Annotated in this window: 14 protein-coding genes; 10 read left to right on the top strand and 4 right to left on the bottom strand. The window is 67.2% G+C overall.

Annotated elements, in window-relative coordinates; genetic code table 11:
• Positions 1 to 26: 26 nt before the first annotated feature.
• A complete protein-coding gene (locus O0J15_RS14290) occupies positions 27 to 773 on the bottom strand; it encodes a glutamine amidotransferase (protein ID WP_134732171.1) in 747 nt (248 codons plus the stop codon).
• The gene (locus tag O0J15_RS14285) at positions 745 to 2,580 is read right to left on the bottom strand and encodes a GspE/PulE family protein (RefSeq protein ID WP_227844910.1); all 1,836 of its coding nucleotides are present in this window, start codon (positions 2,578 to 2,580) and stop codon (positions 745 to 747) included. The genes O0J15_RS14290 and O0J15_RS14285 overlap by 29 nt, the downstream gene beginning before the upstream one ends.
• Before the next feature lie 83 nt (positions 2,581 to 2,663).
• Here O0J15_RS14285 and glyQ point away from each other — a divergent pair, with 83 nt between their 5' ends.
• The 8 genes from glyQ to O0J15_RS14245 all read left to right on the top strand — a co-directional run bounded on the left by glyQ (position 2,664) and on the right by O0J15_RS14245 (position 19,035).
• Positions 2,664 to 3,575 carry a glycine--tRNA ligase subunit alpha gene (gene glyQ, locus O0J15_RS14280; RefSeq protein WP_019661767.1) on the top strand — a complete coding sequence of 304 codons (912 nt, stop codon included), beginning with the start codon at positions 2,664 to 2,666 and terminating at the stop codon, positions 3,573 to 3,575.
• A 73-nt stretch (positions 3,576 to 3,648) separates the two neighbouring features.
• Complete coding sequence (glyS, locus tag O0J15_RS14275; RefSeq protein ID WP_308305835.1) at positions 3,649 to 5,724, top strand: glycine--tRNA ligase subunit beta; 2,076 nt, start codon at positions 3,649 to 3,651, stop codon at positions 5,722 to 5,724.
• Positions 5,725 to 5,898: 174 nt separating this feature from the next.
• A complete protein-coding gene (locus O0J15_RS14270) occupies positions 5,899 to 7,695 on the top strand; it encodes an autotransporter assembly complex family protein (RefSeq protein WP_308305837.1) in 1,797 nt (598 codons plus the stop codon).
• Entirely contained in the window at positions 7,692 to 11,546 is a 3,855-nt protein-coding gene (locus tag O0J15_RS14265; protein WP_308305834.1) for a translocation/assembly module TamB domain-containing protein, read from the top strand. Before O0J15_RS14270 ends, O0J15_RS14265 begins: the two co-directional genes overlap by 4 nt.
• A 179-nt stretch (positions 11,547 to 11,725) precedes the next feature.
• Positions 11,726 to 13,873: a S46 family peptidase gene (locus O0J15_RS14260; RefSeq protein ID WP_155030371.1), complete on the top strand. Its 2,148-nt coding sequence runs from the start codon at positions 11,726 to 11,728 to the stop codon at positions 13,871 to 13,873.
• Between the two features lie 206 nt (positions 13,874 to 14,079).
• Entirely contained in the window at positions 14,080 to 17,538 is a 3,459-nt protein-coding gene (locus O0J15_RS14255) for a PAS domain-containing hybrid sensor histidine kinase/response regulator (RefSeq protein ID WP_308305833.1), read from the top strand.
• A gap of 318 nt (positions 17,539 to 17,856) precedes the next feature.
• Positions 17,857 to 18,432: a manganese efflux pump MntP family protein gene (locus O0J15_RS14250; RefSeq protein WP_111098073.1), complete on the top strand. Its 576-nt coding sequence runs from the start codon at positions 17,857 to 17,859 to the stop codon at positions 18,430 to 18,432.
• Between the two features lie 147 nt (positions 18,433 to 18,579).
• Complete coding sequence (locus O0J15_RS14245) at positions 18,580 to 19,035, top strand: transposase (protein ID WP_308305832.1); 456 nt, start codon at positions 18,580 to 18,582, stop codon at positions 19,033 to 19,035.
• Between the two features lie 102 nt (positions 19,036 to 19,137).
• Here the strand turns inward: O0J15_RS14245 and O0J15_RS14240 are convergent, their stop codons facing one another.
• Together O0J15_RS14240 and acs are read right to left on the bottom strand one after the other, a co-directional pair.
• The gene (locus O0J15_RS14240) at positions 19,138 to 19,803 is read right to left on the bottom strand and encodes a response regulator transcription factor (protein ID WP_111098071.1); all 666 of its coding nucleotides are present in this window, start codon (positions 19,801 to 19,803) and stop codon (positions 19,138 to 19,140) included.
• 80 nt (positions 19,804 to 19,883) lie between these two features.
• On the bottom strand, positions 19,884 to 21,827 hold the full coding sequence (gene acs / locus O0J15_RS14235; RefSeq protein WP_308305831.1) for an acetate--CoA ligase: 1,944 nt from the start codon (positions 21,825 to 21,827) through the stop codon (positions 19,884 to 19,886).
• A 245-nt stretch (positions 21,828 to 22,072) separates the two neighbouring features.
• On the opposite strand from acs, the gene O0J15_RS14230 reads away from it, so the two are divergent.
• Both O0J15_RS14230 and O0J15_RS14225 read left to right on the top strand, forming a co-directional pair.
• A complete protein-coding gene (locus O0J15_RS14230) occupies positions 22,073 to 23,500 on the top strand; it encodes a DcaP family trimeric outer membrane transporter (RefSeq protein WP_058979243.1) in 1,428 nt (475 codons plus the stop codon).
• A gap of 127 nt (positions 23,501 to 23,627) precedes the next feature.
• The gene (locus tag O0J15_RS14225; protein ID WP_134732152.1) at positions 23,628 to 25,289 is read left to right on the top strand and encodes an MFS transporter; all 1,662 of its coding nucleotides are present in this window, start codon (positions 23,628 to 23,630) and stop codon (positions 25,287 to 25,289) included.
• Positions 25,290 to 25,315: the final 26 nt, after the last annotated feature.

Below are 25,315 nucleotides of genomic sequence, written 5' to 3'. Positions count from 1 at the left end.
GGCCGGGCGGCTGCCCGTGCCGCCGATTATCCCTGTTTTGCCATCGGCTGGGCTGAAGACAGCCGCGCCTGGCGCACGAAACGGCGCAACAGCTGGCGGGCCAGCGGCGCGGCGCTGACTGCGCGCTCGATGGTGCGGGCGCAGCCGCCGTGGCGACCGATGCAGTCGGCGCGGGCACGCACGTAGCCGCGCATGTGGTGGGTGGCGAATTCCGGATGGAACTGCACCCCCCAGGCGTGGCGGCCCCAGCGGAATGCATGGCAGCCATCCAGCGGCGAGCGTGCCAGCACCTGGGCACCCTCGGGCGCACGCAGCACGGTCTGCAGGTGGGTGGCGTGGGCGGCGAAATGCTGCGGCAGGCCCTGGAACAACGGGTCCTGTGCCGCCTGCGGCTGCAGTTCCAGTTCGATCGTGCCGGACTCGCGGCCAGCCGGGTTGTAGGCCACCTCGCCCCCCAGCGCATGGGCCAGCAACTGATGGCCATAGCAGATGCCGAACACTGGCAGACCGGCGTGGGCAGTCTGGCGCAGCCATGCGGCGCTACGCTCGCTCCAGTCGGCGTGGTCGGTGACGAAGGCGGCCGAGCCGGTCACCAGCACGCCAGCAAAGGCATGCGGATCGGGCAGGGCATCACCGTGTTCGACATCGACCACCACCGTCTCGTGTTCTTCCAGTCCGGCGGCGACGCGAATCCAGTGTGGAAAGCGCCCATAGCGGCGCAGCGGCGGCACCGGTCGGCCGGTTTCAACGATCAGGAACGGGGCTGGATTCATCCGGGGGCGGCAGTACTGACAGGACTTCCTCGATTGTAGTCAGCCCCTGCGCCACCTTTTCAAGCCCGGCCTGGCGCAGGGTCCGCAGCCCTTCAGCACGTGCGGCACGGCTGAAACCGGCCAGATCCATGTCGGCGCGGATCTGCCCGCGCAGCCGCGAGCCCAATGGCAGCAACTCATACAGGCCGATGCGGCCAAGGAATCCGGTGCGCCGGCACTCCAGGCAGCCAACCGGCCGACAGGGCGTGGCGGCATCTGGATATGCGCCATCGCTATCAGCCAGCACCGCCCAGTCGGCAGCACCAAGGGTGTGCGGCTGCTTGCAGTGCGGGCACAGCGTGCGCACCAGGCGCTGGGCGAGGATGCCGTTGAGGGTGCTGGCGAGCAGGTAGTGCGGCACGCCCAGGTCGAGCAGGCGGGTGACCGCCGAGGGCGCGTCGTTGGTATGCAGGGTGGACAGCACCAGGTGGCCGGTCAGCGAAGCCTGGACCGCCATCTGCGCGGTCTCCAGGTCGCGGATCTCGCCGATCATGATGATGTCCGGGTCCTGCCGCAGCAGGGTGCGCACGCCGCTGGCGAAGTCCAGGTCGATGTTGGCCTGCACCTGCATCTGGTTGAACTCCGGCGCGATCATCTCGATCGGGTCCTCCACCGTGCACACGTTCACGTCCGGCGTGGCCAGCCGCTTCAGCGTGGAATACAAGGTGGTGGTCTTGCCCGAGCCGGTCGGGCCGGTGACCAGCACGATGCCGTGCGGCCGCTCGACCAGCGCATTCCAGCCGGCGGCCTCCTGCGGGCTGAAACCGAGCTGGTCGATGCTCTTGAACGCAGCATCCGGGTCGAAGATGCGCATCACGCACTTCTCGCCGAAGGCGGTGGGCATGGTCGACAGGCGCATCTCGACCTCGCGGCCACCCGGCGAGCGGGTCTTGATGCGTCCATCCTGCGGGCGCCGCCGCTCGGCCAGGTCCATGCGGCCGAGCACCTTGATACGGCTGACCACTGCGGTCATCACCGCTGGCGGCACCTCGAACACCTTGTGCAGCACGCCGTCGATGCGGAAGCGCATGCGGCCCATCTCGCGACGCGGCTCCAGATGGATGTCCGAGGCGCGCTGTTCGTAGGCGTACTGCAGCAGCCAGTCGACGATGTGCACGATGTGCTGGTCGTCGGCATTGACGTCGCCGGTGCGGCCCAGCTCGACCAGCTGCTCGAAGCTGGGCAGCGTGGTGCTGGCCTCGCCGCGCACGTCGCCGCGGGCACCGCGCACCGAACGCGTCACCCCGTAGAACTCCATGGTGTAGCGGTGCAGGTCCAGCGGGTTGACCACTGCCAGCTCGATGCGGCGGCGGGTCAGGTGCTGCAGGTCGCGGCGCCATTCCTGCACCAGCGGCTCGCTGGTGGCTACCAGCACGCGCTCGGCATCCACCGCCAGCGGCAGGAAGCGATGGCGGCGGGCGTAGGCATGCGACACCAGCGCGGTCACCGCAGCGACGTCGACCCGGGTCGGGTCGATGCGCAGGTAACGGCTGCCGGTGCGCTGCGCCAGCCACTCGGTCAGGCGTTCCAGGGTCAGTTCGCCGCCGCCCGTGGCGGCCAGCTTGAGGTTGGACAGCAGTACCAGCGGATGCACTTCACTGGCATTGCGCGCGCCCTGCGCGGAAAACCGCATGCGCTCGCGGTCCTGCTCGGCCACCAGGTCATCGGCGACCAGAGCCGCGGCAATCTGCTCGAAATGAAGCCGTCCCCAGGGCAGCGGGACGCCGCCCGCCTCGCCGGGCGTGCCTGCCGGCAGCCGATGTTCCATCTGCCTGCTCCTCCCGGGTACGGAATGCCCCGCAGGTCGGCCGTTATACTAGCGCACCCCCTTGCCGGCCAAGACTCGTACGCATGTCCGCGACCCCGACCGTTCCGATCACCTTCCAGGGCCTGATCCAGACCCTGAACCAGTTCTGGGCCCAGCAGGGCTGCGTGCTCATCCAGCCGCTCGACCTGGAGGTGGGTGCCGGTACTTTCCACCCGGCCACCTTCCTGCGTGCGATCGGGCCGGAAAGCTGGAATGCGGCCTACGTGCAGCCGTCGCGGCGCCCGACCGATGGCCGTTACGGTGAGAACCCGAACCGCCTGCAGCGCTACTACCAGTACCAGGTGGCGATGAAGCCGGCGCCGGACAACATCCAGCAGCTGTACCTGGATTCGCTGAAGGCACTGGGCATCGATCCGCTGGTGCACGACCTGCGCTTCGTCGAGGACAACTGGGAATCGCCGACGCTGGGCGCGTGGGGCCTGGGCTGGGAAGTCTGGCTCAACGGCATGGAAGTGACCCAGTTCACCTACTTCCAGCAGGCCGGTGGCCTGGAATGCCGCCCGGTGCTGGGCGAGATCACCTATGGTCTCGAGCGCCTGTGCATGTACCTGCAGAACTGCGACAACGTCTACGACCTGGTCTGGACCTACGGCCCGGACGGCCAGCCGGTGACCTACGGCGACGTCTACCACCAGAACGAGGTGGAGCAGAGCACCTACAACTTCGAATACGCCGACGTGGAAGAAATGTTCCACCGTTTCGACGCCTGCGAGCGCGAAGCGCAGAAGCTGGTGGAAGTAGGCCTGCCGCTGCCGGCCTACGAGCAGGTGATGAAGGCCAGCCACACCTTCAACCTGCTCGATGCGCGCCGCGCGATCAGCGTGACCGAGCGCCAGCGCTACATCCTGCGGGTGCGCGCACTGGCCCAGGCGGTGGCCAAGGCGTATTACGAACAGCGCGAGAAGCTGGGCTTCCCGGGCGCGAAGAAGGCCTGAAGGCCGCGCTCTCCCCCTTACTCCGGGGCGCCGGACGCGTCGCGCGCTGCGCCCCCACCACAGGATTGAAACGATGAGCCAACTGTCCCCCCTGCTGATTGAACTGGGCACCGAAGAGTTGCCGGTCAAGGCGCTGCCGGGCCTGGCCCAGGCCTTCTTTGACGGTGTTGTCGAAGGCCTGCGCAAGCGTGGCATCGCGCTGGAACTGGGCGATGCGCGCCCGCTGTCCACCCCGCGCCGCCTGGCCGTGCTGCTGCCGGGCGTCGGCCTGGAACAGCCGGAACAGCACAGCGAAGTGCTGGGCCCGTATCTGAACATCGCGCTGGACGCCGAAGGCCAGCCGACCAAGGCCCTGCAGGGCTTCGCCGCCAAGGCCGGGATCGACTGGACCGCGCTGGAGAAGACCACCGACAACAAGGGTGAGCGCTTCGTGCACCGCGCGGTGACCCCGGGCGCGAGCACCGCCAGCCTGTTGCCGGAAATCCTGCGCGAGGCGATCGCGGCGATGCCGATTCCCAAGCCGATGCGCTGGGGCGATCACGCCTGGGGCTTCGCGCGCCCGGCGCACTGGCTGGTGCTGCTGCACGGTGCCACTGTGGTCGAGGCCGAACTGTTCGGCCTGCAGGCCGGCCGTGTCAGCCGTGGCCACCGCTTCCACCACGACCAGGCCGTGTCGCTGGCACAGCCGCAGGACTACGTTGAAGCGCTGCGCGCCGCGTTCGTGCTGGTCGATCCGAGCGAGCGCCGCGCACGCATCGTCGCCGAGGTCGAAGCCGCCGCAGCCAAGGCCGGTGGCAGTGCCCGCATCACCGAGGACAACCTGGAGCAGGTGGTGAACCTGGTCGAATGGCCGTCGGCAGTGCTGTGCAGCTTCGAGCCCGCGTTCCTGGCGGTGCCGCAGGAAGCGCTGATCGAGACGATGGAAATCAACCAGAAGTTCTTCCCCGTGCTGGATGCGGCCGGCACGCTGACCGAGAAGTTCATCGGCATTGCCAACATCGAGTCGAAGAACGTGGCCGAAGTGGCCAAGGGCTACGAGCGGGTGATCCGCCCGCGCTTCGCCGATGCCAAGTTCTTCTTCGACGAGGATCTGAAGCAGGGCCTGGTGTCGATGGGTGAGGGCCTGAAGACGGTGACCTACCAGGCCAAGCTGGGCAGCGTGGCCGACAAGGTGGCGCGCGTGGCCGCACTGGCCGAAGTGATCGCAGCCCAGGTCGGTGCCGATCCGGCGCAGGCCAAGCGGGCTGCGGAGCTGGCCAAGAACGACCTGCAGTCGCGCATGGTCAACGAATTCCCGGAACTGCAGGGCATCGCCGGCCGCCACTACGCCGTGGCAGGTGGTGAATCGGCCGAGGTTGCGCTGGCCATCGACGAGGCCTACCAGCCGCGCTTCGGTGGTGATGACATCGCGCTGTCGCCGCTGGGCAAGGTGCTGGCCATCGCCGAACGCGTGGATACGCTGGCCGGTGGTTTTGCTGCAGGCCTGAAGCCGACCGGCAACAAGGACCCGTTCGCCCTGCGCCGCAACGCGCTGGGCCTGGCCCGCACGATCATCGAAAGCGGCTTCGAGCTGGACCTGCGAGCGCTGCTGGCCAGCGCCAACGGCGGCCTGGCGGCGCGCAACGTGCAGGCCGACGTCGGCGAGCTGTACGACTTCATCCTCGACCGCCTGAAGGGCTACTACGGCGACAAGGGCGTGCCGGCTTCACACTTCAACGCTGTGGCCGAGCTGAAACCGGCCTCGCTGTACGACTTCGACCGCCGCTTGGATGCGATCGGCATCTTTGCGACGCTGCCGGAAGCCGAAGCGCTGGCCGCGGCCAACAAGCGCATCCGCAACATCCTGCGCAAGGCCGAGGGCGAGATTCCGGCGCAGATCGACGCGGCACTGCTGCAGGAAGATGCCGAGCGCGCGCTGGCCGAAGCGGTCACCGCCGCCATCGATGACACCGGCGCCAGCCTGCACCAGAAGGACTATGTGGCGGTGCTGGCACGCCTGGCGCGCCTGCGTCCGCAGGTCGACGCGTTCTTCGATGGCGTGATGGTCAACGCGGAAGATCCGGCACTGCGTGGCAACCGCCTGGCACTGCTGACGATGCTGGGCGAGCGCCTGGGCAAGGTGGCGGCGATCGAGCATCTGTCGAGCTGACGCCCGTATCGGTAGTGCCGGCGGATGTCCATCGGGATCATCGGCGTCGCCGCACGCGGCGTGGCATCCTCGCGTGCGATTCCGATGATCGCCACAAAGGCGCGTATTTTGACCGCCACTTAACAACCGATCTCCAACGACGTGATGCATTTCGCATCGTCACCTCCGGTCGGTATGCTGTGCCGCATGCAGCCAAAGAAATACGCCCTGCCGCTGATGGTCCTGTCGCTGGCCGCCACCTCCGTGGCCCACGCGCGCGGCACCATCGACAAGGTGGACATCAAGGGATTGGACAAGGGCGACGACGCCGCAATCATCGAGAACATCCAGGAATCGCTGTCGCTGTTCGACACGATCGGCAAGGAGCAGGGTGAATCGCGCCTGGAGTACCTGCTGTCGCAGGCCGAGCGGCAGACCCGCCAGGCGCTGGAACCGTTCGGGTACTACAACCCGGTGATCAGGGTCGAGGCGCCGCGCCAGGATGAGCACGTGCGCGTGCTCATCCATGTCGACAAGGGGGCCCCGGTGACCGTGCGCCGCGAGCACATCGACATCACCGGCCCGGCGATGTACGACCAGTACCTGCAGGACGACCTGGCCGCATTCAAGCCCCGCAAGGGCCAGCGCTTCGAGCACACCCAGTACGAAGCCAGCAAGATCACCATCACCCGGCGCCTGGCCGAGCGTGGCTACTTCGACGCCGACTACACCCAGCGCCAGGTGCAGATCACCCGCGCCGACAACGCGGCCGACATCGACCTGACCTGGGACAGCGGCCGCCGCTACAACATGGGCCCGGTGCGCTTCCAGCAGGACTACTTCGTCGACAAGCTGTTCGACCCGCTGGTGTACTGGGAGCAGGGCAGCTACTACCACGAGGGCAAGCTGGACCGGCTGCGCGAGTCGCTGACCAAGCTGGACTACTTCAGCGTGATCGACATCCAGCCGCGCCCGGACCAGGCCGACGAAAACGGCGAAGTGCCGGTGGACGTGAAGCTGACGCGCGCCAAGCGCACCATCTACACCGCGGGCCTGAGCTACGGCAGCGAGAGTGGCCCGGGTGTGCGTGGTGGCATCGAGCGGCGGTTCCTGAACAACCGCGGCCACAAGATGAACACGCAGCTGGACTATGCGCAGAAGCGCAAGAGCCTGATCACCAGCTACCGCATTCCAGCCTTCAACTGGCTTGATGGCTGGTACACCTTCGCTGCCAGCGCCTACGACGAGCAGACCGACTACATCGACCTGCGCAACTTCAAGCTGATCGCCAGCCGCAGCGGCGAAATCAACGAACACTGGACCGCGATCGCCTCGATCAACGCGCTGCGCGAGCGCTGGCGCTATGCCTCGGGCACCGAATTCACCGACGCGGTCTACAACACCTCGACGCTGGTCTACCCGCAGCTGGTCGCCGACTACGTCGACGTCGATGACGAGCTGTTCCCGCGCAAGGGCGTCAGCGGTACGGCAACGATGCGCGCCGGTGTGGAAGGTGCGGGTTCGGACACCAGCTTCGTGCAGGCCAATGCCGTGCTGCGCTGGTACATCCCGGTGGGCGATAGCAATCGCCTGATCCTGCGCGGCGAGGGTGGCACCACCTGGACCAGCGACCTGGTGGCGATGCCGCCGAGCCTGCGCTACTTCGCCGGTGGTGACCGCAGCATCCGCGGCTACGCCTACCGTGAGGTTGGCCCGCGTACGCCGAAGCCGGACAAGTATGCGCTGGGTGCCAAGAACCTGGTGATCGGCTCGGCCGAGTACGAGCACTACTTCAACGGTGGCCCCTGGGGTGCGGCGGTGTTCGTCGATACCGGCAGTGCCTTTGACAACACCATCGACCTGCATACCGGCGTCGGCTTCGGCGTGCGCTGGAAATCGCCGGTGGGCCCGGTGCGGGTGGATATCGCGCACGGCCTGAACAACCCGGATTCGCAGTTCCAGCTGTACCTCAACATCGGAGCGGACCTGTGAGTGCCCCCGCACCGACTCCGAACAGGCCGCCGCGCGTGCGTTTCTACCGCCGCCGCCGCTTCTGGGCCTGGTCCGGCGTGGGCGTGCTGGGCCTGGTGCTGCTGGCCCTGCTGGCGGTGTACTGGCTGCTGCAGACCGTGGCCGGCCGTGACGTACTGCTGGCCCAGGTGGTGGCGCGCCTGCCGGTGGGTGCCAGCTTCACCTGGGACAAGGTGGACGGCCCGGTGGCAGGGCCGCTGACCCTGTACAACGTCGACTTCCGTTACGACGACATCCATTTCCACGCCGAGCGCGCCTACCTGGAGCCGGACCTGCGCCCGCTGCTGGGCCGCAAGCTGCTGCTGGACAAGCTGGAGCTGAGCAACGCGACGTTGAACCTGGCCAAGAGCGATGAGCCGTTCAAGCTGCCGTCGTGGCCCGATTCGCTGCCGCAGATCGAGATGCCGCTGGCGATCCAGGCCGACGCCATTGCCATCGACGGCTTCCGCATCAGCCAGGCCAACGAGCCGGTGATCGACATCAGTCGCGTGCGTGGTGGCATCGAGATCGCCAATGGCGAGTTCCAGGCACGCAGGCTGGTGGTGGACAGCGACATGGGCAACTTCACCGCCCAGGGTCGCTACATCCCGGCCAAGGACTACGACACCGACGTGACCGTCACTGCCGTGCTGCCGGCACCGCGTGGGCGCACGGCCGCCACGGTGGGCCTGGTCGCCCGCGGAGACCTGTCGCACATGGAAGTGGCCGTAGCCGGGCGCGCGCCGAAGCCACTGCACGCGATGCTGGTGTTCGATGGCCGCACCGACCCGACCTGGAACGCCAGCGTGCGCAGCGACGAGCTGGATCTGGCGCTGCTGTCGCCAGCATTGGCGAGCTCGGCGATCGCGCCGTTGTCGCTGGACTTCACCGCCGCCGGCAAGGGCGGCAATGCCAACCTGCGTGGCAAGGTAAAGCAGGGCGATCAGGGACTGGAACTGGCACCGTCGGTGGTGTCATTGCAGGACCAGGTGCTGAAGGTCTCACCGCTGCTGGTGAAGGGCCTTGGCGGTGAGGCGCGGCTGGAAGGTACCGCCGATTTCAGTCAGGAAGACCAGCAGAAGCTCAACTTCTCGGTGGTCGCGCGTGACCTGACCTGGGTGCCGGCACCGGACCCGAACACCGCCGGCAGCGCACCGGTGCCGGTCACCCTGAAGGAAGCACGCTTCGGCCTGGCCGGTACCCTGAAGGCCTGGGCGGCGATCGGCCGCGCCGATGTCGAACGCGAAAAGCAGAAGGCCCAGCTGCGCTTCGACGTACGCGGCAACGACCAGGCCGCGTCGATCCACCAGTTGCAGGCGCAGACGCCGGGTGGACAGCTGCAGGTGGAAGGCCAGGTGGCGTGGGCACCGCAGCTGGACTGGGATGCCAAGGCCACGCTGAAGGACTTCGACCCTGGCTACTTCGTGCCGGGCTGGAACGGCCGGCTGTCCGGCAACCTGGCTTCGAAGGGACGGCAACTGCCGCCGCCGGCAAACGCACCGCCGGGTACCACCGGCACACTGGAAGCTACGGTCGATCTGCCGTCGCTGAAGGGCGTGCTGCGCCAGCGCAATCTCGATGCGCAGGGAAAGTTCGCGCTGCAGGGCGCGCAGGGCCAGGGCGACCTGAAGCTGTCGCTGGGCAGCAGCCGGGTGACCGCGTCGGGCAAGGTCGGCGACCGCCTCGATATCGATGCGCGTTTCGAACCGCTGCAGCTGAGCGATCTGCTGCCGGGCGCCGACGGTGGCCTGCGTGGCCAGGTACAGGTGAAGGGCCCGCGCGACGCGCCGGACATCACCGCCGACCTGGTCGGCAACAACCTCAACTGGGACGGCTACGGCGCCGAAAGCGTGAGCATCAAGGGCCGCCTGCCGTGGCGCGGCGACAGCGGCACGCTGGCGATCCAGGGCCAGCAGGTCAACGCGGGCATGCTGCTGGAGCGCTTGAACGTGGATGCGCAGGGCAGTGTCTCCAACCTGCGCCTGGCTGCGCAGACCCGCAACGAGATGGGGGCGATCGAGCTGCAGGGCAGCGTGCGCCAGCAGGGCACGCAGTGGCGCGGCGAGCTGGCCTCGCTGCGCATCGCACCGGTGAAGGGTGATGCGTGGTCGCTGCGTGCACCGGCGGCGTTCGCGATCAACGGCAGCACCTACACCCTGTCCGAAGCCTGCCTGGCCGCCGCCAGCAGCGGCGCGCTGTGCGCACAGGCCAACTGGCCGCGCGAAGGCCTGGTGGTGCGCAGTGACGCGCTGCCGCTGGCGCTGGTGCAGCCGTGGCTGCCGCCGCAGTCCGGCCGCCGCATCTATCTGCGCGGCGACGTCAGCCTGGACGCGCAGATCCGCCCGCGTGGCGCGGCCTGGGAAGGCCATGTGGAAGTGCGCTCGAAGGAAGGCGGCGTGCGCCTGGGCGAGAACCGCAACACTGTGGGCGATACCACCCGCGGCGAGCTGGTGCGCTATGACCAGTTCTCGCTGAAGCTCGACATGACCCCGGCCAGCATCAAGGGCTACCTGGGCATGGGCTTCCAGGGCAACGGCTTCGTCGACGCGAAGATGCAGACCGGCTGGGAAGCCAGTGCACCACTGAACGGTGAGCTCTATCTGAACATGTCGCGGCTGTACTGGCTGGAGCTGTTCTCGCCGGACATCGTGCGCCCGACCGGCCTGATCGAGGGCCACGTGAGCCTGCGCGGTACGCGCGGGCAGCCGTCGCTGGGTGGCGACGCGCAGCTGAGCAACTTCAAGGGCGAATTCCCCGCGCTGGGCCTGACCTTCGACCAGGGCAAGGGCAGCTTCGTGGCCCAGCCCGACGGTTCGGCCAAGATCACCGCGCAGGCCAACTCCGGCCAGGGCACGCTGTACGTGGACGGTGGCCTGTCGTGGTTCGGCGATGCGCAGCCGCTGCAGCTGAAGATCCATGGCGAGAACGTGCTGCTGTCCAACACCAGCGAACTGCGCATCGTCGCCAACCCCAACCTCGACTTCACCCTGGCCAAGGCGGCGATGGAGCTGCGCGGCACCGTGCACGTGCCCGAGGCCGACATCGATCTGGAACGCTTGGACCGCGGCACCTCGGTGTCCGAAGACGTGGTGGTGCTCGACCCGGCCGATCCGGAAGAGTCGCGCACCTCGCCGCTGGACATGGACCTGACCGTCAGCCTCGGCGAAAAGGTGAAGATGACCGGGTTCGGCCTGAAGGGCGCGCTGACCGGCAAGATGCAGGTCTGGGCCAAGCCCGGCCGCGAAATGACCGCCAATGGCGGCCTGGAAGTGAGCGGCCGCTACAAGGCGTACGGGCAGGACCTGACCATCACCCGCGGCAACCTCAACTGGAACTACAACGCGGTGTCCGACCCGCGCATCAACATCCGTGCCGAGCGACGGATCGGTGATGTCACCGCCGGCATCGACGTGACCGGGCGTGCCCAGCAACCGCGTGCCGACGTGTGGTCCGATCCGGCGATGTCGCAGTCCGAGGCACTGGCCTATCTGGTGCTGGGACGCAGCCTGACCGGCGCCAGCAGCGACCAGGCGCAGCAGGTCAACGCGGCCTCGGCGGCGCTCTCGGCTGGCAGTGGCCTGCTCGCCTCGCAGCTGGGTGCCAAGCTGGGCCTGGATGATGCAGGCGTGAGCCAGTCGCGCGCGCTGGGCGGCTCGGTGATCGGCGTCGGCAAGTACATCTCGCCCAAGCTGTACGTGGGGTACGGCGTGTCGCTGGTGGGCGCAGGTTCGGTGATCACGCTGAAGTACCTGCTGCGCCGCGGGTTTGATGTGGAAGTGGAGTCGAGCACGGTGGAAAACCGTGGGTCGATCAACTGGCGGCGGGAGAAATAACCCGCCGTGGCATCCCTGTAGAGCCGAGCCATGCTCGGCTTCCGCGCGCAGCGCGGTCTGCAGGAAGAGCAGCCGAGCATGGGCTCGGCTCTACCTGAGAGGCCCCCAACCATCGGCCGTTGCCCCATCCGGCCCCAGCGGCTATGGTCCCGGGCTGTTCTGTCGTACCGGATTGCCTCATGTCACCACGCAAAGCCCTTCCCACCGCCCTGGCCCTGGGCCTGACCCTCGCCGCCGGTGCCCACGCCGATGAAGGCATGTGGATGCCGACCCAGCTGCCGGAACTGGCCAAGCCGCTGCAGGCCGCAGGCTTCAAGGGCAATCCGGCCGACCTGGCCAATGTCACCGCGCCGCCGCTGAGCGCCGTGGTGCGCGCCGGTGGTGGTACCGGTTCGTTCGTGTCCGCCGACGGCCTGCTGCTGACCAACCACCACGTGGCGATGGGCGTGATCCAGTACAACAGCTCGCCCGAGCACGACCTGATCACTGGTGGCTTCATCGCCAACGGCCGTGCCGACGAGCGCCCGGCCAACCCGGACTTCCGCGTGCTGGTCACCGTCGGCTTCGACAAGGTGACCGACCAGGTGCTGGCGCAGGCCCGTGGCAAGACCGGCCGCGCCTACTTCGATGCCGTCGATGCCGCCAGCAAGCAGATCGTGGCCGAGTGCGAGAAGGACGGCAGCGTGCGCTGCTCGGTGGCCAACATGTACTACGGCACCGATTTCTATCGCATCGCCCAGCTGGAACTGAGCGACGTGCGCCTGGTGTACGCGCCGCCGCGCGCGATCGGCAACTATGGCGATGAGATCGACAATTTCATGTGGCCGCGCCACACCGGCGACTTCACCCTGCTGCGCGCCTATGTCGGCAAGGACGGCAAGCCGGCCGCCTACAGCAAGGACAACGTGCCCTACCAGGCACCGGCGCACCTGCAGATGTCGGTGGAAGGCCCGAAGGAAGGCGACTACGCGATGCTGGCCGGTTACCCGGGCATCACCTATCGCCACCGCACCGCGGCCGAATTCGCCGGCCAGATCGATGCCGTGCTGCCGCGCCGCGTGTCGGTGTTCCAGCAGATGATCGACACCATCGAGGCTGCCACCGCCAAGGACGCGCAGGCGCGTACCCGCTATGCCTCGCAGCTGCAGTCGCTGAAGAACAACCGCAAGCGCGCCGCTGGCGAACTGGAAGGCCTGCTGCGCAGCGACGCCAAGGCCCAGCGTGCCGCCGACGAGACCGCGATGCTGGCCGCGACCGACCGCAAGTATCAGGGCGACATCAAGGCGTTGCTGGCCAACCTGTCGCAGGGCGCGGCGGTGGGCGAGCGTGACCTGCTGCTGGACCAGATCGCCGCGCAGAGCCAGCTGCTGCGCTCTGCGCTGCTGCTGGAGCGCCTGCGCATCGAATCGGCCAAGCCTGACGCGCAGCGCGAGAGCGGTTACCAGCAGCGCGACCAGGCGATGATCGAAGGCGTGCTCAAGCAGGTCCAGCGCCGCTACGCGCCGGAGGTCGAGAAGGCCCTGCTGACCACCCTGCTGACCCGCTACCAGCAGCTGCCGGACGCGCAGCGCGTGGCCGAGTTCGACGCGGCCTTCGGCCGCACCCCGCAGCAGCTGGCCACGGCGCTGGACACCCTGTACGCCGGAACCCAGCTGGGCGATGAGGCGCAGCGCCTGTCGCGCTTTGCCGCCGCACGCGAAGGCAAGGCCCTGGCCGCCGATCCGCTGATCGCCGTGGCCGGCCCGCTGGTGGCCGCGCAGCTGCGCATCGAAAACGAGAGCAAGACCCGCGAAGGCGAGCAGTTGCGCCTGCGCCCGGCGTACATGCAGGCGCTGTTCGCCTGGCGTGCCAAGCAGGGCCGCGCCGTGTACCCGGATGCCAACCGCACCCTGCGCATCAGCTACGGCAGGGTCGAGGCACTGCACCCGCGCGATGGCGTGACCTACTCGCCGGTGACCACCGTGGCCGGCATCGTCGAGAAGAACACCAACGCCTATCCGTTCGACGCACCCAAGCCGCTGCTGGCCGCGATCGCCAAGGGTGACTTCGGCAGCACTGCCGACCCGGCGCTGAAGACCCAGACGGTCAACTTCCTGACCAACCTGGACACCACCGGCGGCAACTCCGGCTCGCCGGTGCTCAACGCCAAGGGCGAACTGATCGGCCTGAACTTTGACAGCAACTGGGAGTCGGTCAGCGCCAGCTGGTGGTTCGACCCGCGCTACAAGCGTGCCGTGCACGTGGACATGCGCTACCTGCGCTGGCTGCTGGCCAAGGTCTACCCGGCACCCGAGCTGCTGAAGGAAATGGGCGTACCGGCCCAGTAAACCGGTACCTGGCAGGCGCCCACCGCTTCCTGGTGGGTGCCCATTGATTCCCGGTAGGTGCCCACTGTCAGTGGGCACGGATGTCCCCGCCACGACCAACGGTCGTGACCCACCAGACGGACCAATGGTCGTGACCCACCGCCATGACCTACCCGCACGACCAGCGGTCGTGATCTACTGACCCCTGTCCTGACGGAAACGCACGCGTGGTCTCCAGCTGGATCCTGCTGCTGGTCTCGGTTGCCTATGCCGCGCTGCTGTTCGGCGTGGCGTGGTGGGGCGACCGTCGGCCGATGTATCCCGACCGGCCGTGGCTGCGGCCGGTGGTGTACAGCCTGGCGCTGGCCGTGTACTGCTCGTCGTGGACCTTCTACGGCGCGGTCGGCACCGCTGTGCGCAATGGCGTGGGCTATCTGCCGATCTACATCGGCCCGTTGCTGCTGCTGCTGTTCGGCTGGCGCATCATCGAGCGCCTGGCGCTGATCGCGCGCAGCCAGAACGTGGTCTCCATTGCTGATTTCATCTCCTCGCGCTTCGGCCGCTCGCGGCGGCTGGCGGCGCTGGTGGCGATCATCGCGCTGATCGGCATCATTCCGTACCTGGCGCTGCAGTACAAGGCGGTGGCGATGAGCCTGCAGGTCCTGACCGGCAACACCGGCCCGACCGGCTTCTTCACCGATCCCGCGCTGTACGTGGCGCTGCTGATGGCGCTGTTCGCCACCCTGTTCGGTACCCGCCAGGTCGATGCCACCGAACACCACCACGGCATGATGCTGGCCATCGCCTTCGAATCGGTGATCAAGCTGCTGGCGATGCTGGCCGTGGGCGTGTTCGCCTACCTCTGGCTGAGCAACCGCACCGACGCGGTGGTCGAGTCGGTGCATACGCTGTTCACCGGCCTGCCGCCGGTGGGCTTCATCTCGCAGACCCTGCTCAGTTTCCTGGCCATCATCTGCCTGCCGCGCCAGTTCCACGTGGCCGTGGTCGAGTGCGGCGATGTGCGCGACGTGCGCCGCGCGCGCTGGATGTTCGGCGGCTACCTGGTGCTGATCTCGGGCATGGTGCTGCCGATCGCCACCGCCGGCGTGACCCTGTTCGGCACCGGCGGCAGCGTCGCCGACGACTCGATGGTGCTGGCGCTGCCGTTGGCCGAAGGCCGCAATGCGCTGGCGCTGATCGCCTACGTGGGCGGCTTCTCGGCGGCCACCGGCATGGTCATCGTGTCGTCCATCGCGCTGGCCACCATGGTCAGCAACGACCTGGTGATGCCGGTGCTGCTGCGTCGGAGCGGTGACCACCAGGAGGCCGCCGACGTCGCCTCGCGCGTGCTGTGGATCCGCCGCCTGGCGATCCTGCTGCTGGCGCTGATGGCGTACAGCTACTACCGCACCAGCAGCAACGACAGCACGTTGGCCTCGTACGGCCTGATGGCGTTCGCGGCGGTAGCGCAGTTCGCGCCCGGCCTGATCGGCGGCCTGTACTGGCGCGGTGCCAGCCGGCGCGGCGTCGAAGTGGGCATGCTGCTGGGCTTCGCCACCTGGCTGTACACCCTGCTGCTGCCGGCGATGACCATGGCCGGCTGGGTCGACGCCGCCTGGGTGCAGCACGGCCCGTTCGGCATCGAGTGGCTGCGTCCGCAGCAGCTGTTCGGCATGTCCGGCTGGGATCCGCTGACCCACGGCACGTTCTGGTCGCTGCTGGTCAACGCGGCGACGATGATGCTGGTGTCCGCGCGCTGGCGCCCCGGTGTGGACGAGCGGCTGCGCGCCGCGCCGTTCCTCGACCCGTATGCCGAGCGCCCGTCGGTGGCCGGTGGCTGGCCCGGTCATGTGCACGTGGGCGACCTGCTGGCACTTGCCTCGCGCGTGGTCGGCGAGCGCCATGCGCGGCGCTCGTTCTTCGAGCAGGCACAGTCGCTGGGCCGCGAGCTGCAATCCTCGGCGCCGGCCGACCGGCCGTGGGTGCAGTTCACCGAACGCCTGCTGGCCGCGTCGATTGGTGCGGCCTCGGCGCGCCTGCTGCTGACCAGCCTGCTGCGTGGCTCGGGCATGGACCTTGGCGAAGTGGTGGCGGTGCTGGACGAAGCCGGGCAGGAACTGCGCTTCAACCGCGAGATCCTGTCGACCACGCTGGAGAACATCAGCGCCGGGGTCAGCGTGGTCGATCCGGACATGCGCCTGACCGCGTGGAACCGCCGCTACCAGGACATGTTCGGTTACCCCGACGGCATGCTCTACGTGGGCCGCCCGGTGGCCGACCTGATCCGCTACAACGCCGAGCGCGGCGAGCTGGGCGAGGGCGATATCGAAGTGCAGATCAACCGCCGCATCGGCTACATGCGCGCCGGTTCGCCGCACGTGTTCGAGCGCACCCGCAGCGACGGCAAGGTGATCGAGATGCGCGGCCAGGCGCTGCCCGGCGGCGGCTACGTGACCAGCTACAACGACATCACCGACTACAAGCACGCCGAAAAGGCGCTGCTTGAAGCCAACGAGACGCTGGAACAGCGCGTCGCCGAGCGCTCGCATGAGGCCGAGGTCGCACAGCAGTCGAAGACGCGCTTCCTGGCGGCGATCAGCCACGACGTGCTGCAGCCGCTGAACGCCGCGCGCCTGTTTGCGTCCGCGCTGCGCGACAGCGATCACGTGAGCGACGAGCAGAAGCATCTGGCCGAACGCGTAGACGCGTCGCTGCGTGCGGCTGAGGAGCTGCTCGATGGCCTGCTGGACGTGTCACGGCTGGATGCGGGTGGCCTGCACCCGGTGATCGGCGAATTCGACGTGAGTGCGTTGATGCGCGAACTGGCGGCGCAGTACACGCCGGTCGCCGCCGGTCGTGGCCTGCGCCTGGACCTGTTCGCGCGCCCGGCGTGGGTACGCAGTGATCGCCGCCTGCTGCGCCGCGTGCTGCAGAATTTCCTGGCCAACGCGTTGCGCTACACCCGCCAGGGGCGCATCGTACTGGCGGTGCGCCATTGTGGCGACGAAGTGGAGCTGCAGGTATGGGATACCGGTCCCGGCATTCCCGAGCAACACATGCGGCAGATCTTCGATGAGTTCCACCGTTACCAGCAGCCGTTCGACTGGGGCGAGCAGGGTCTGGGGCTGGGCCTGTCGATCTGCCAGCGCATCTCGCGCCTGCTTGACCATCGCCTCAATGCGCGCAGCCGCGTCGGCAGCGGCTCGATGTTCTCGATCATCCTGCCACGGGTTGCGCCCTTGCCCGGCTACACCGAGCCTGCCAAGGCGACCCAGGCCGTGGCCACACCGGTGCGCAGCGATTCGCTGGCGGGCCTACGGGTGCTGTGCGTGGACAACGACGAGGAAATCCTCGACGGCATGCGCGCGCTGCTCGGCCGCTGGCAGGTGCAGGTGATCACCGCCGCCACCGTCGACCAGGCACTGGAGAAGATCGCCGAGCGCCCGCAGGTGATGCTGGTGGACTACCACCTGCATGACCGCATGGACGGCCTTGATGCGCTGGTGGCGCTGCGCGAGGCGGCCGGCTATCCGCTGCCGGGTGCGCTGCTGACCGCCGATGGCCGCGACGAGCTGAAGCGGATGGCGCGCGAGCGTGGCTACCGCGTGCTGACCAAGCCGATCAAGCCGGCCTCGCTGCGCGCCTTCCTCGGCGCGCTGCGCGACGCCGGCAATAGCGACGCCTGATTGGCAACTGTAGAGCCGAGCCCATGCTCGGCTCCCCCACGCAGTGCGGGGCTGATATAGCCATCGCTATACAAACCAGCCCTGCCTGCGCGTTTCGATGGAAATGCGCCACGCGCGGATCGCGATGCTAAGCTTCGCGTCCCCTTGGGGAGTAGCCGGATTCCTTCGCAGGAATCGTCCACGTCAACACACTCGGCCAGTGCGCCGTGGCGTGGACAACCATGATGGTTGGCGAGACCAGCGGCCCGCGCGCGCAACGTCAGGTTGGGCGCGAGCGCAGGCCGTGCGTCCGTCCTTGCCCGACCTCAGCAGCCGCCAATGTCCCCCATTTCGATCCTCCTGATCGGCTTTGCCATGTCCACCGATGCCTTCGCTGCGGCGATCGGCAAGGGTGCGGCCATGCGCAAGCCGGTGTTCCGCGATGCACTGCGGGCCGGCATCATCTTCGGCGTCATCGAGGCGATCACGCCCATCATCGGCTGGCTGCTCGGTCGCGCCGCGCTGCAGTACGTCGAAGCCTTCGACCACTGGATCGCCTTCGGCCTGCTCGGCGCGCTGGGCATCCACATGATCTACAACGGCCTGCGCCCGGACAGTGCCGAGGAAGACGAAGACCCTTCGCAGCACCACGGCTTCTGGAAGCTGGCGCTGACCGGTTTCGCCACCAGCATCGACGCGATGGCCGTGGGCATCGGCCTGGCCTTCATGGACGTGCATATCGGCGTGATGGCGGCGGTCATCGGTCTGTGCACGCTGACCATGGTCACCGTCGGCATCATGCTCGGCCGCGTGCTGGGCAGCATGGTCGGCAAGCGTGCCGAGATCATCGGCGGCGTGATCCTGATGATCATCGGCGCGACGATCCTGTACGAACACCTGCACGGCGTGGGGTAAGCAGGGAAATCTGTAGAGCCGAGCCCACGCTCGGCTGCTTTGCATGGCAGCCGAGCATGGGCTCGGCTCTACATCAGGGTTTTGGCTGACAAGCATTGCGGTGTTGCACTGATGGAGAGGCTGTCACGCGTGCCATAGCGTCTTCGCATGGCCAGTCCCGCACTCCGTTATGGTCGTTGGTCGCATACCGGCAATGTCTATGCCCTTACGTCGGTGACGCATGCGCGTCGTCCCTGGTTCAGTGACAAGGGCAACGTCGATCTGCTGATCGAAGCGCTGCGCACAGTCGAGCAAACCGGTCGTACCTTCTCCCTGGCCTGGGTGATCATGCCGGACCACCTGCATTGGTTGATCGAGCTGCGTACGGGCACGCTGGCCGGCTGCATGCAGATCCTGAAGTCCCGGAGTGGAAGATCCATCGCCAGGCGCGTTGATGCCAACGCGCCGATCTGGCAGCCGGGATACTACGACCACGCGCTGCGCAGCGATGAATGCCTGCACACGCAGGCGGTGTATATCGCGGCCAATCCGGTGCGTGCTGGGCTGGCCACGCGCATCGGGGAATACCCCTATGTGTGGAGTCGATGGTTGCTTGAGGAGTGATTGGTATTGAGGCAAAGAGCAGCCGAGCGTGGGCTCGGCTCTACAGGGGCATCATGACGTCTGTAGAGCCGAGCCCATGCTCGGCTCCGCAGTCCGTCACCTTCAGTCTTCTTCCGGCGGCAGCACGATGGCGTCGTCGTCGATCGCCAGCTTGCCGGCCATCAGCACGGCCTGGGTGCGGTTGGTTACGCCCAGCTTGCGCAGGATGGCGGTGACGTGGGCCTTGATCGTCGCTTCGGAGACGTTGAGGTCGTAGGCGATCTGCTTGTTCAAGCGCCCGGCGCCCAGCATCTGCAGCACGCGGAACTGCTGCGGGGTCAGCTCGCGCAGGCGCTGGCCGACTTCGCGTTCTTCGCTGCCGGTAGGCGGCACGTTGTGCGCTTCCGGCGGTGCCCAGGTCTCGCCATCGAGGATGGCGCCCAGCGCATGGCCGATGGTGTCCGAATCCGCAGACTTCGGAATGAAGCCCAGCGCGCCGTGGTCGAGCGCGCGGCGCATCACCGTCGCCTCTTCGCGCGCGGACACCACTACCACCGGCAGGTGCGGATGCAGCGAGCGCATGTGCACCAGTGCATTGAAACCCTGCGCACCGGGCATGTTGAGATCCATCAGGACCAGGTCGGCGTCGTTGTGCTGGTCGGCCAGCGCGTACAGCGCTTCCACGCTGTCTGCCTCGAACAGCTGCACGCCGGGGATGACCCGCTGCACGGCGCCGCGCAGGGCTTCGCGGAACAGCGGGTGGTCATCGGCAATCAGGAGGGTGGTCATGGTCGGGGGGAACCGTGGGGGAAAGCAGATGGGGTCAGAGCCCTTTCCTTGCGGAAAGGGATCCGACCCCGGGTCGTACGTCAGCGCACCTTGCGCTCGTCCACCAGCGACGCCACCACCGACGGATCGGCCAGTGTCGAGGTGTCGCCGAGCTGGTCCGGCGCGTTTTCGGCAATCTTGCGCAGGATGCGGCGCATGATCTTGCCCGAGCGGGTCTTCGGCAGGCCCGGTGCCCACTGCAGGTGGTCCGGTGTGGCGATCGGCCCGATTTCCTTGCGCACCCAGGCGATCAGCTCCTTGTGCAGTTCATCGCTCGGGGCCTCTTCGGCCACCAGGGTGACGTAGGCGTAGATGCCCTGGCCCTTGACGTCGTGCGGGAAGCCCACGACCGCCGCTTCGGCCACCTTCGGATGCGAGACCAGCGCGCTTTCCACTTCGGCGGTGCCGATGCGATGGCCGGACACATTGATCACGTCGTCGACGCGGCCGGTGATCCAGTAATAGCCGTCTTCGTCGCGGCGGCAACCGTCACCGGTGAAGTAGCTGCCCGGGTAGGTGCGGAAGTAGGTATCGATGAAGCGCTGGTGGTCGCCGTACACCGTGCGCATCTGGCCCGGCCAGGAGTCACGGATGATCAGGTTGCCCTCGGTCGGGCCGTCCTGGATCTCGCCATCGGCATTGACCAGCGCCGGCTGCACGCCGAAGAAGGGCAGGGTGGCCGACCCCGGCTTGAGGTCCATCGCGCCGGCCAGCGGCGAGATCAGGATGCCGCCGGTTTCGGTCTGCCACCAGGTATCGACGATCGGGCAGCGGCTGTCGCCGACCACTTCGTAGTACCAGCGCCAGGCTTCCGGATTGATCGGCTCGCCGACGCTGCCGAGCAGGCGCAGCGACGCGCGCGAGGTCTTCTTCACCGGCTCCTCGCCTTCGCGCATCAGCGCACGGATGGCGGTCGGGGCGGTGTAGAAGATGCTCACCTTGTGCTTGTCGATGACGTTCCAGAAGCGCGAGGTGTCCGGATAGTTCGGCACGCCTTCGAACATCAGCGAGGTCGCACCGTTGGCCAGTGGCCCGTACACGATGTAGCTGTGGCCGGTGACCCAGCCGACGTCGGCGGTGCACCAGTAGATGTCGTCCTCGCGCAGGTCGAACACCGCTTCATGGGTGTAGGCCGCGTACAGCAGATAGCCGCCGGTGGTGTGCAGCACACCCTTCGGCTTGCCGGTGGAGCCGGAGGTGTAGAGGATGAACAGCGGGTCTTCCGCGTTCATGCGTTCCGGTTCGCAGGTGGACGGCTGGCTGTCCACCACATCGTGGAACCAGCGGTCGCGCGGGGCCTGCATGTCCACCGCGCCGCCGGTGTGGCGCACCACCAGCACGGTTTCAACCGTGTTCGTGCCCGGCAGCTTCAGCGCGGCATCGACGTTGGCCTTCAGCGGAATCCTGCGGCCACCGCGCAAGCCTTCGTCGGCGGTGATGATCAGCTTGCTCTGGCAGTCGCTGACGCGGTCGGCGATCGAGTTCGGCGCGAAGCCACCGAACACCACCGAGTGGATCGCACCGATGCGCGCGCAGGCCAGCATGGCTACTGCGGCGTCGACGATCATCGGCAGGTAGATGGTGACGCGGTCGCCTTTCTTGACGCCGAGGTTGCGCAGCGCGTTGCCGAGGCGGCAGGTGCGCTCGTACAGCTCGCGATAGGTCACATGCTGGGCCGGTGCATCCGGGCCGTCCGGCTCGAACAGCAGGGCGGTCTTGTCGGCGCGCGTTTCCAGCTGGCGATCCAGGCAGTTCACGCTGGCATTGAGCTCGCCATCCTCGAACCACTTGATGCGGAAGTCGGACAGGTCATAGCTGACGTTCCTGATCTTCGTCGGCTTGCGCATCCATTGCAGGCGCTCGGCGGCCTTGCCCCAGAATCCATCCGGATCGGCCACCGACGCCTGGTACTGCTGTTCATAGGTCTTCTTGTCGATGCGTGCCTTCGCGGCGAACTGCGGATCGACGGGGTAGATATCAGCCATGGCACCCTCACTTGCACGTTGACTTTGTATGTGCGGTCGCAGCATTGCAACGACCGATCCCCCTCAGTTTGCCCCATCCACCCCCGGCCGCGTCACCACCCTGGTTAGACCATGGTCGAAAGTGAGCGCCTTGCAGGCCCGGGTTCGACCAATGGCGAATAGCCGCTATACATAATCGCCCCGCAGTCTCGGCTCGACCGTGCCCCACGCGCGGCATCACCTTGCCACTTGGGAGAGAGGGCAACATGAGCCACCGTACGTTGAAAGCCGTGCGCACACCTTTGGCGGCCTGCCTGCTGGTCGCCCTGGTCGCACCGGGCATGGCGTTCGCAGAGACCGCCAAAGAGAAGGCACTGGAAGCACGCGTTGCCGAACTGGAACGCCAGGTCCAGCTGCTGCTGTCTTCGCAGCAACAACAACAGACCCAGATCAGCCAGACCCAGCAGGCCGTGACCGAAGTGCGCACGGTGCAGGCCGAGCAGAAGCCGGTCGCACAGGTGCCGGCCGGCAAGCAGCCGATCCAGGTCACCACCCTCACCCCGGGCGCCGCGCCGGGCACCACGGTCAAGATCGGCGGCTTCATCAAGGCCGACTTCCTGGCCACCCAGACCAGCGATGGCCAGCTGGCCGACGACGCGACCGGCCGTTCGCTGTACCTGCCGGGCCAGACCCCGGTCGAAGGCGCTGGCGGCAGCGGCAAGCGCTCGGGCACCGATTTCAACGCCCATGCCAAGTTCTCGCGCTTCAACCTGGGCATCGACAACGTCAGCGAATCGGGCAACAAGGCCGGTGCGTTCTTCGAGATGGACTTCTTCGGCAACTCGCTGGGCAACCAGACCGCCACCAATACCTACGGTGTGACCCTGCGCCACGCCTACATGTACTGGAACAACTGGCTGGCCGGCCAGACCTGGTCCAACTTCATGGACGCGGCCGCACTGCCGGAAGCGGTCGACTTCGTCGGCCCCACCGACGGCGTGATCTTCGTGCGCCAGGCGCAGGTGCGCTACACCCAGGGCGGCTTCAGCGTCGCACTGGAAAACCCGGAAACCACCACCCTCACCGGCACCCGCAACCCCGTCACCGGTGCCTGGACCAATGCCAGCGCCAACTCCGACCGTGGCAGCCTGCCCGACCTGACCCTGCGCTATGGCTGGAAGGGCGACTGGGGCACCTTCGGCGTCGGCGGCATCGTCCGTCAGCTGAAGGTCGACAACCAGGCCACCGGCGCGAAGGCCGACAAGGTGGCCGGCGGCCTGACCCTGGGCGGCAAGTGGGTGATGGGTGACAGCGATTCGCTGCACTACCAGCTGACCGGCGGCGAAGGCATCGCCCGCTACATCGGCCTGGGCATCACCGCCGACAGTGCCTACGACGTGGCCCGCGACGAGCTCAACCCGACCGGCGTGCTGGCCGGCTACGTCGGCTGGCGGCATGCGTTCTCGCCGAAGCTGCGCACCAACCTGATCTACGCCCGCAGCGACTACGACAACGACAGCATCCTCGGCCCGCTGGTGACCAAGAGCGTGCAGAGCGTCCGCGGCAACATCTTCTATTCACCGCTACCCAAGGTCGATATCGGCGCCGAGCTGATGTATGGCCGTCGCGAAGTGGAGAACGGCAACAAGGGTGACATCACCCGGTTGCAGTTCACCACGAAGTACAGCTTCTAAGAGCGTGCCGGCCAGCGGCCGGCACCTACCGAGATGGGGTGCCGGCCAAGGTCGGCATCTACCGAATTGAGTGCCGACCAACGGTCGGCACCCACCAACAACGATTGCTTCGGAGGGGAAGCGTCCCATGTCCAGTACACCCAGCACCGCACATAAAGCGGGCACCCTGACCAAGGGCCACAAGAAGGTCATCTTCGCATCGAGCCTCGGCACGGTCTTCGAGTGGTATGACTTCTTCCTGTACGGCTCGCTCGCGGCCATCATCGCCAAGCAGTTCTTCAGTGGCGTCAATGAAACCACGGGCATGATCTTCGCCCTGCTGGCGTTCGCCGCCGGCTTCTTCGTGCGTCCGTTCGGCGCGGCCTTCTTCGGCAGCCTCGGCGACCGCATCGGCCGCAAGTACACCTTCCTGGTCACCATCCTGATCATGGGCATCTCGACCTTCCTGGTCGGCGTGCTGCCCAACTACGCATCGATCGGTTTTGCCGCACCGGTGATCCTGATCATCCTGCGCCTGGCCCAGGGTCTGGCGATGGGCGGCGAGTACGGCGGTGCCGCCACCTACGTGGCCGAGCACGCGCCGGACGACAAGCGCGGTCTGTACACCAGCTTCATCCAGTGCACCGCCACGCTGGGCCTGTTCCTGTCGCTGCTGATCATCCTGGCCTGCCGCATGACGCTGGGCAACGAGGCGTTCGAGGCCTGGGGCTGGCGCATCCCGTTCCTGGTGTCGATCCTGCTGCTGGGCATTTCGGTATGGATCCGCCTGCAGCTGAGCGAATCGCCGCTGTTCCAGCAGATGAAGGCTGAAGGCAAGGGCTCCAAGACCCCGTTCCGCGACAGCCTGAAGGGCGGCAACCTGAAGCTGATGTTGCTGGTCCTGCTCGGTGCAGCGGCTGGCCAGGCCGTGGTCTGGTACGGCGGACAGTTCTACGCGCTGTTCTTCCTCAGCAGCATGCTGAAGGTCGATGCCACCACCTCCTACCTGCTGATCGCCGCAGCGCTGGCACTGGGCACGCCGTTCTTCATCTTCTTCGGCTGGCTGTCCGACCGCATCGGCCGCAAGAAGATCATCCTGGCCGGCTGCCTGCTGGCGGCCATCACCTACATCCCGATCTTCAAGGGCCTGACCCACTTCGCCAACCCGGCCATCGAAGAAGCGCGCAGCAACTCCCCGGCACTGGTCGTCGCCGACCCAGCCACCTGCTCGTTCCAGTTCGATCCGGTGGGCCTGCGCAAGTTCACCAGCTCCTGCGACGTGGCGACCGCCGCGTTGACCAAGGCCGGTGTGCCGTACGACGTGCAGCCCGCCGCCGCCGGTTCGCTGGCGATGGTGAACGTGGGCAGTGCCAGCGTCACCTCGTATGAGGCCGCCGGCCTGACCAAGGAAGAAGGCAAGGCCAAGGCCGATGCGTTCGGCGCGGAACTGAAGACCGCCCTGACCTCTGCCGGCTACCCGGCCAAGGCCGATGGTGCGCGCATCAACATTGCCGGCACCATCTTCATGCTGTGGCTGCTGGTGCTGTACGTGACCATGGTCTACGGCCCGATCGCCGCCTACCTGGTGGAACTGTTCCCGACCCGCATCCGCTACACCTCGATGTCGCTGCCGTACCACATCGGCAACGGCTGGTTCGGTGGCTTCCTGCCGGCGATCTCCTTCGCGCTGGTGGCCGGTACCGGCAACCTGTACTACGGCCTGTGGTACCCGATTGCGATCGCACTGATGTCGGTGGTGATCGGCGGCCTGTTCCTGCGCGAAACCAAGAACGTGGATATCACCAAGTAACTGGCGTGCCGACCAACGGTCGGCAC

Origin of the sequence: Stenotrophomonas sp. Sm10, from assembly GCF_030985515.1 — a bacterium.
GTDB lineage: Bacteria > Pseudomonadota > Gammaproteobacteria > Xanthomonadales > Xanthomonadaceae > Stenotrophomonas > Stenotrophomonas hibiscicola.
Note: the sequence above shows the minus strand (reverse complement) of the source record. Positions and strands in the feature narration are given on the sequence as shown.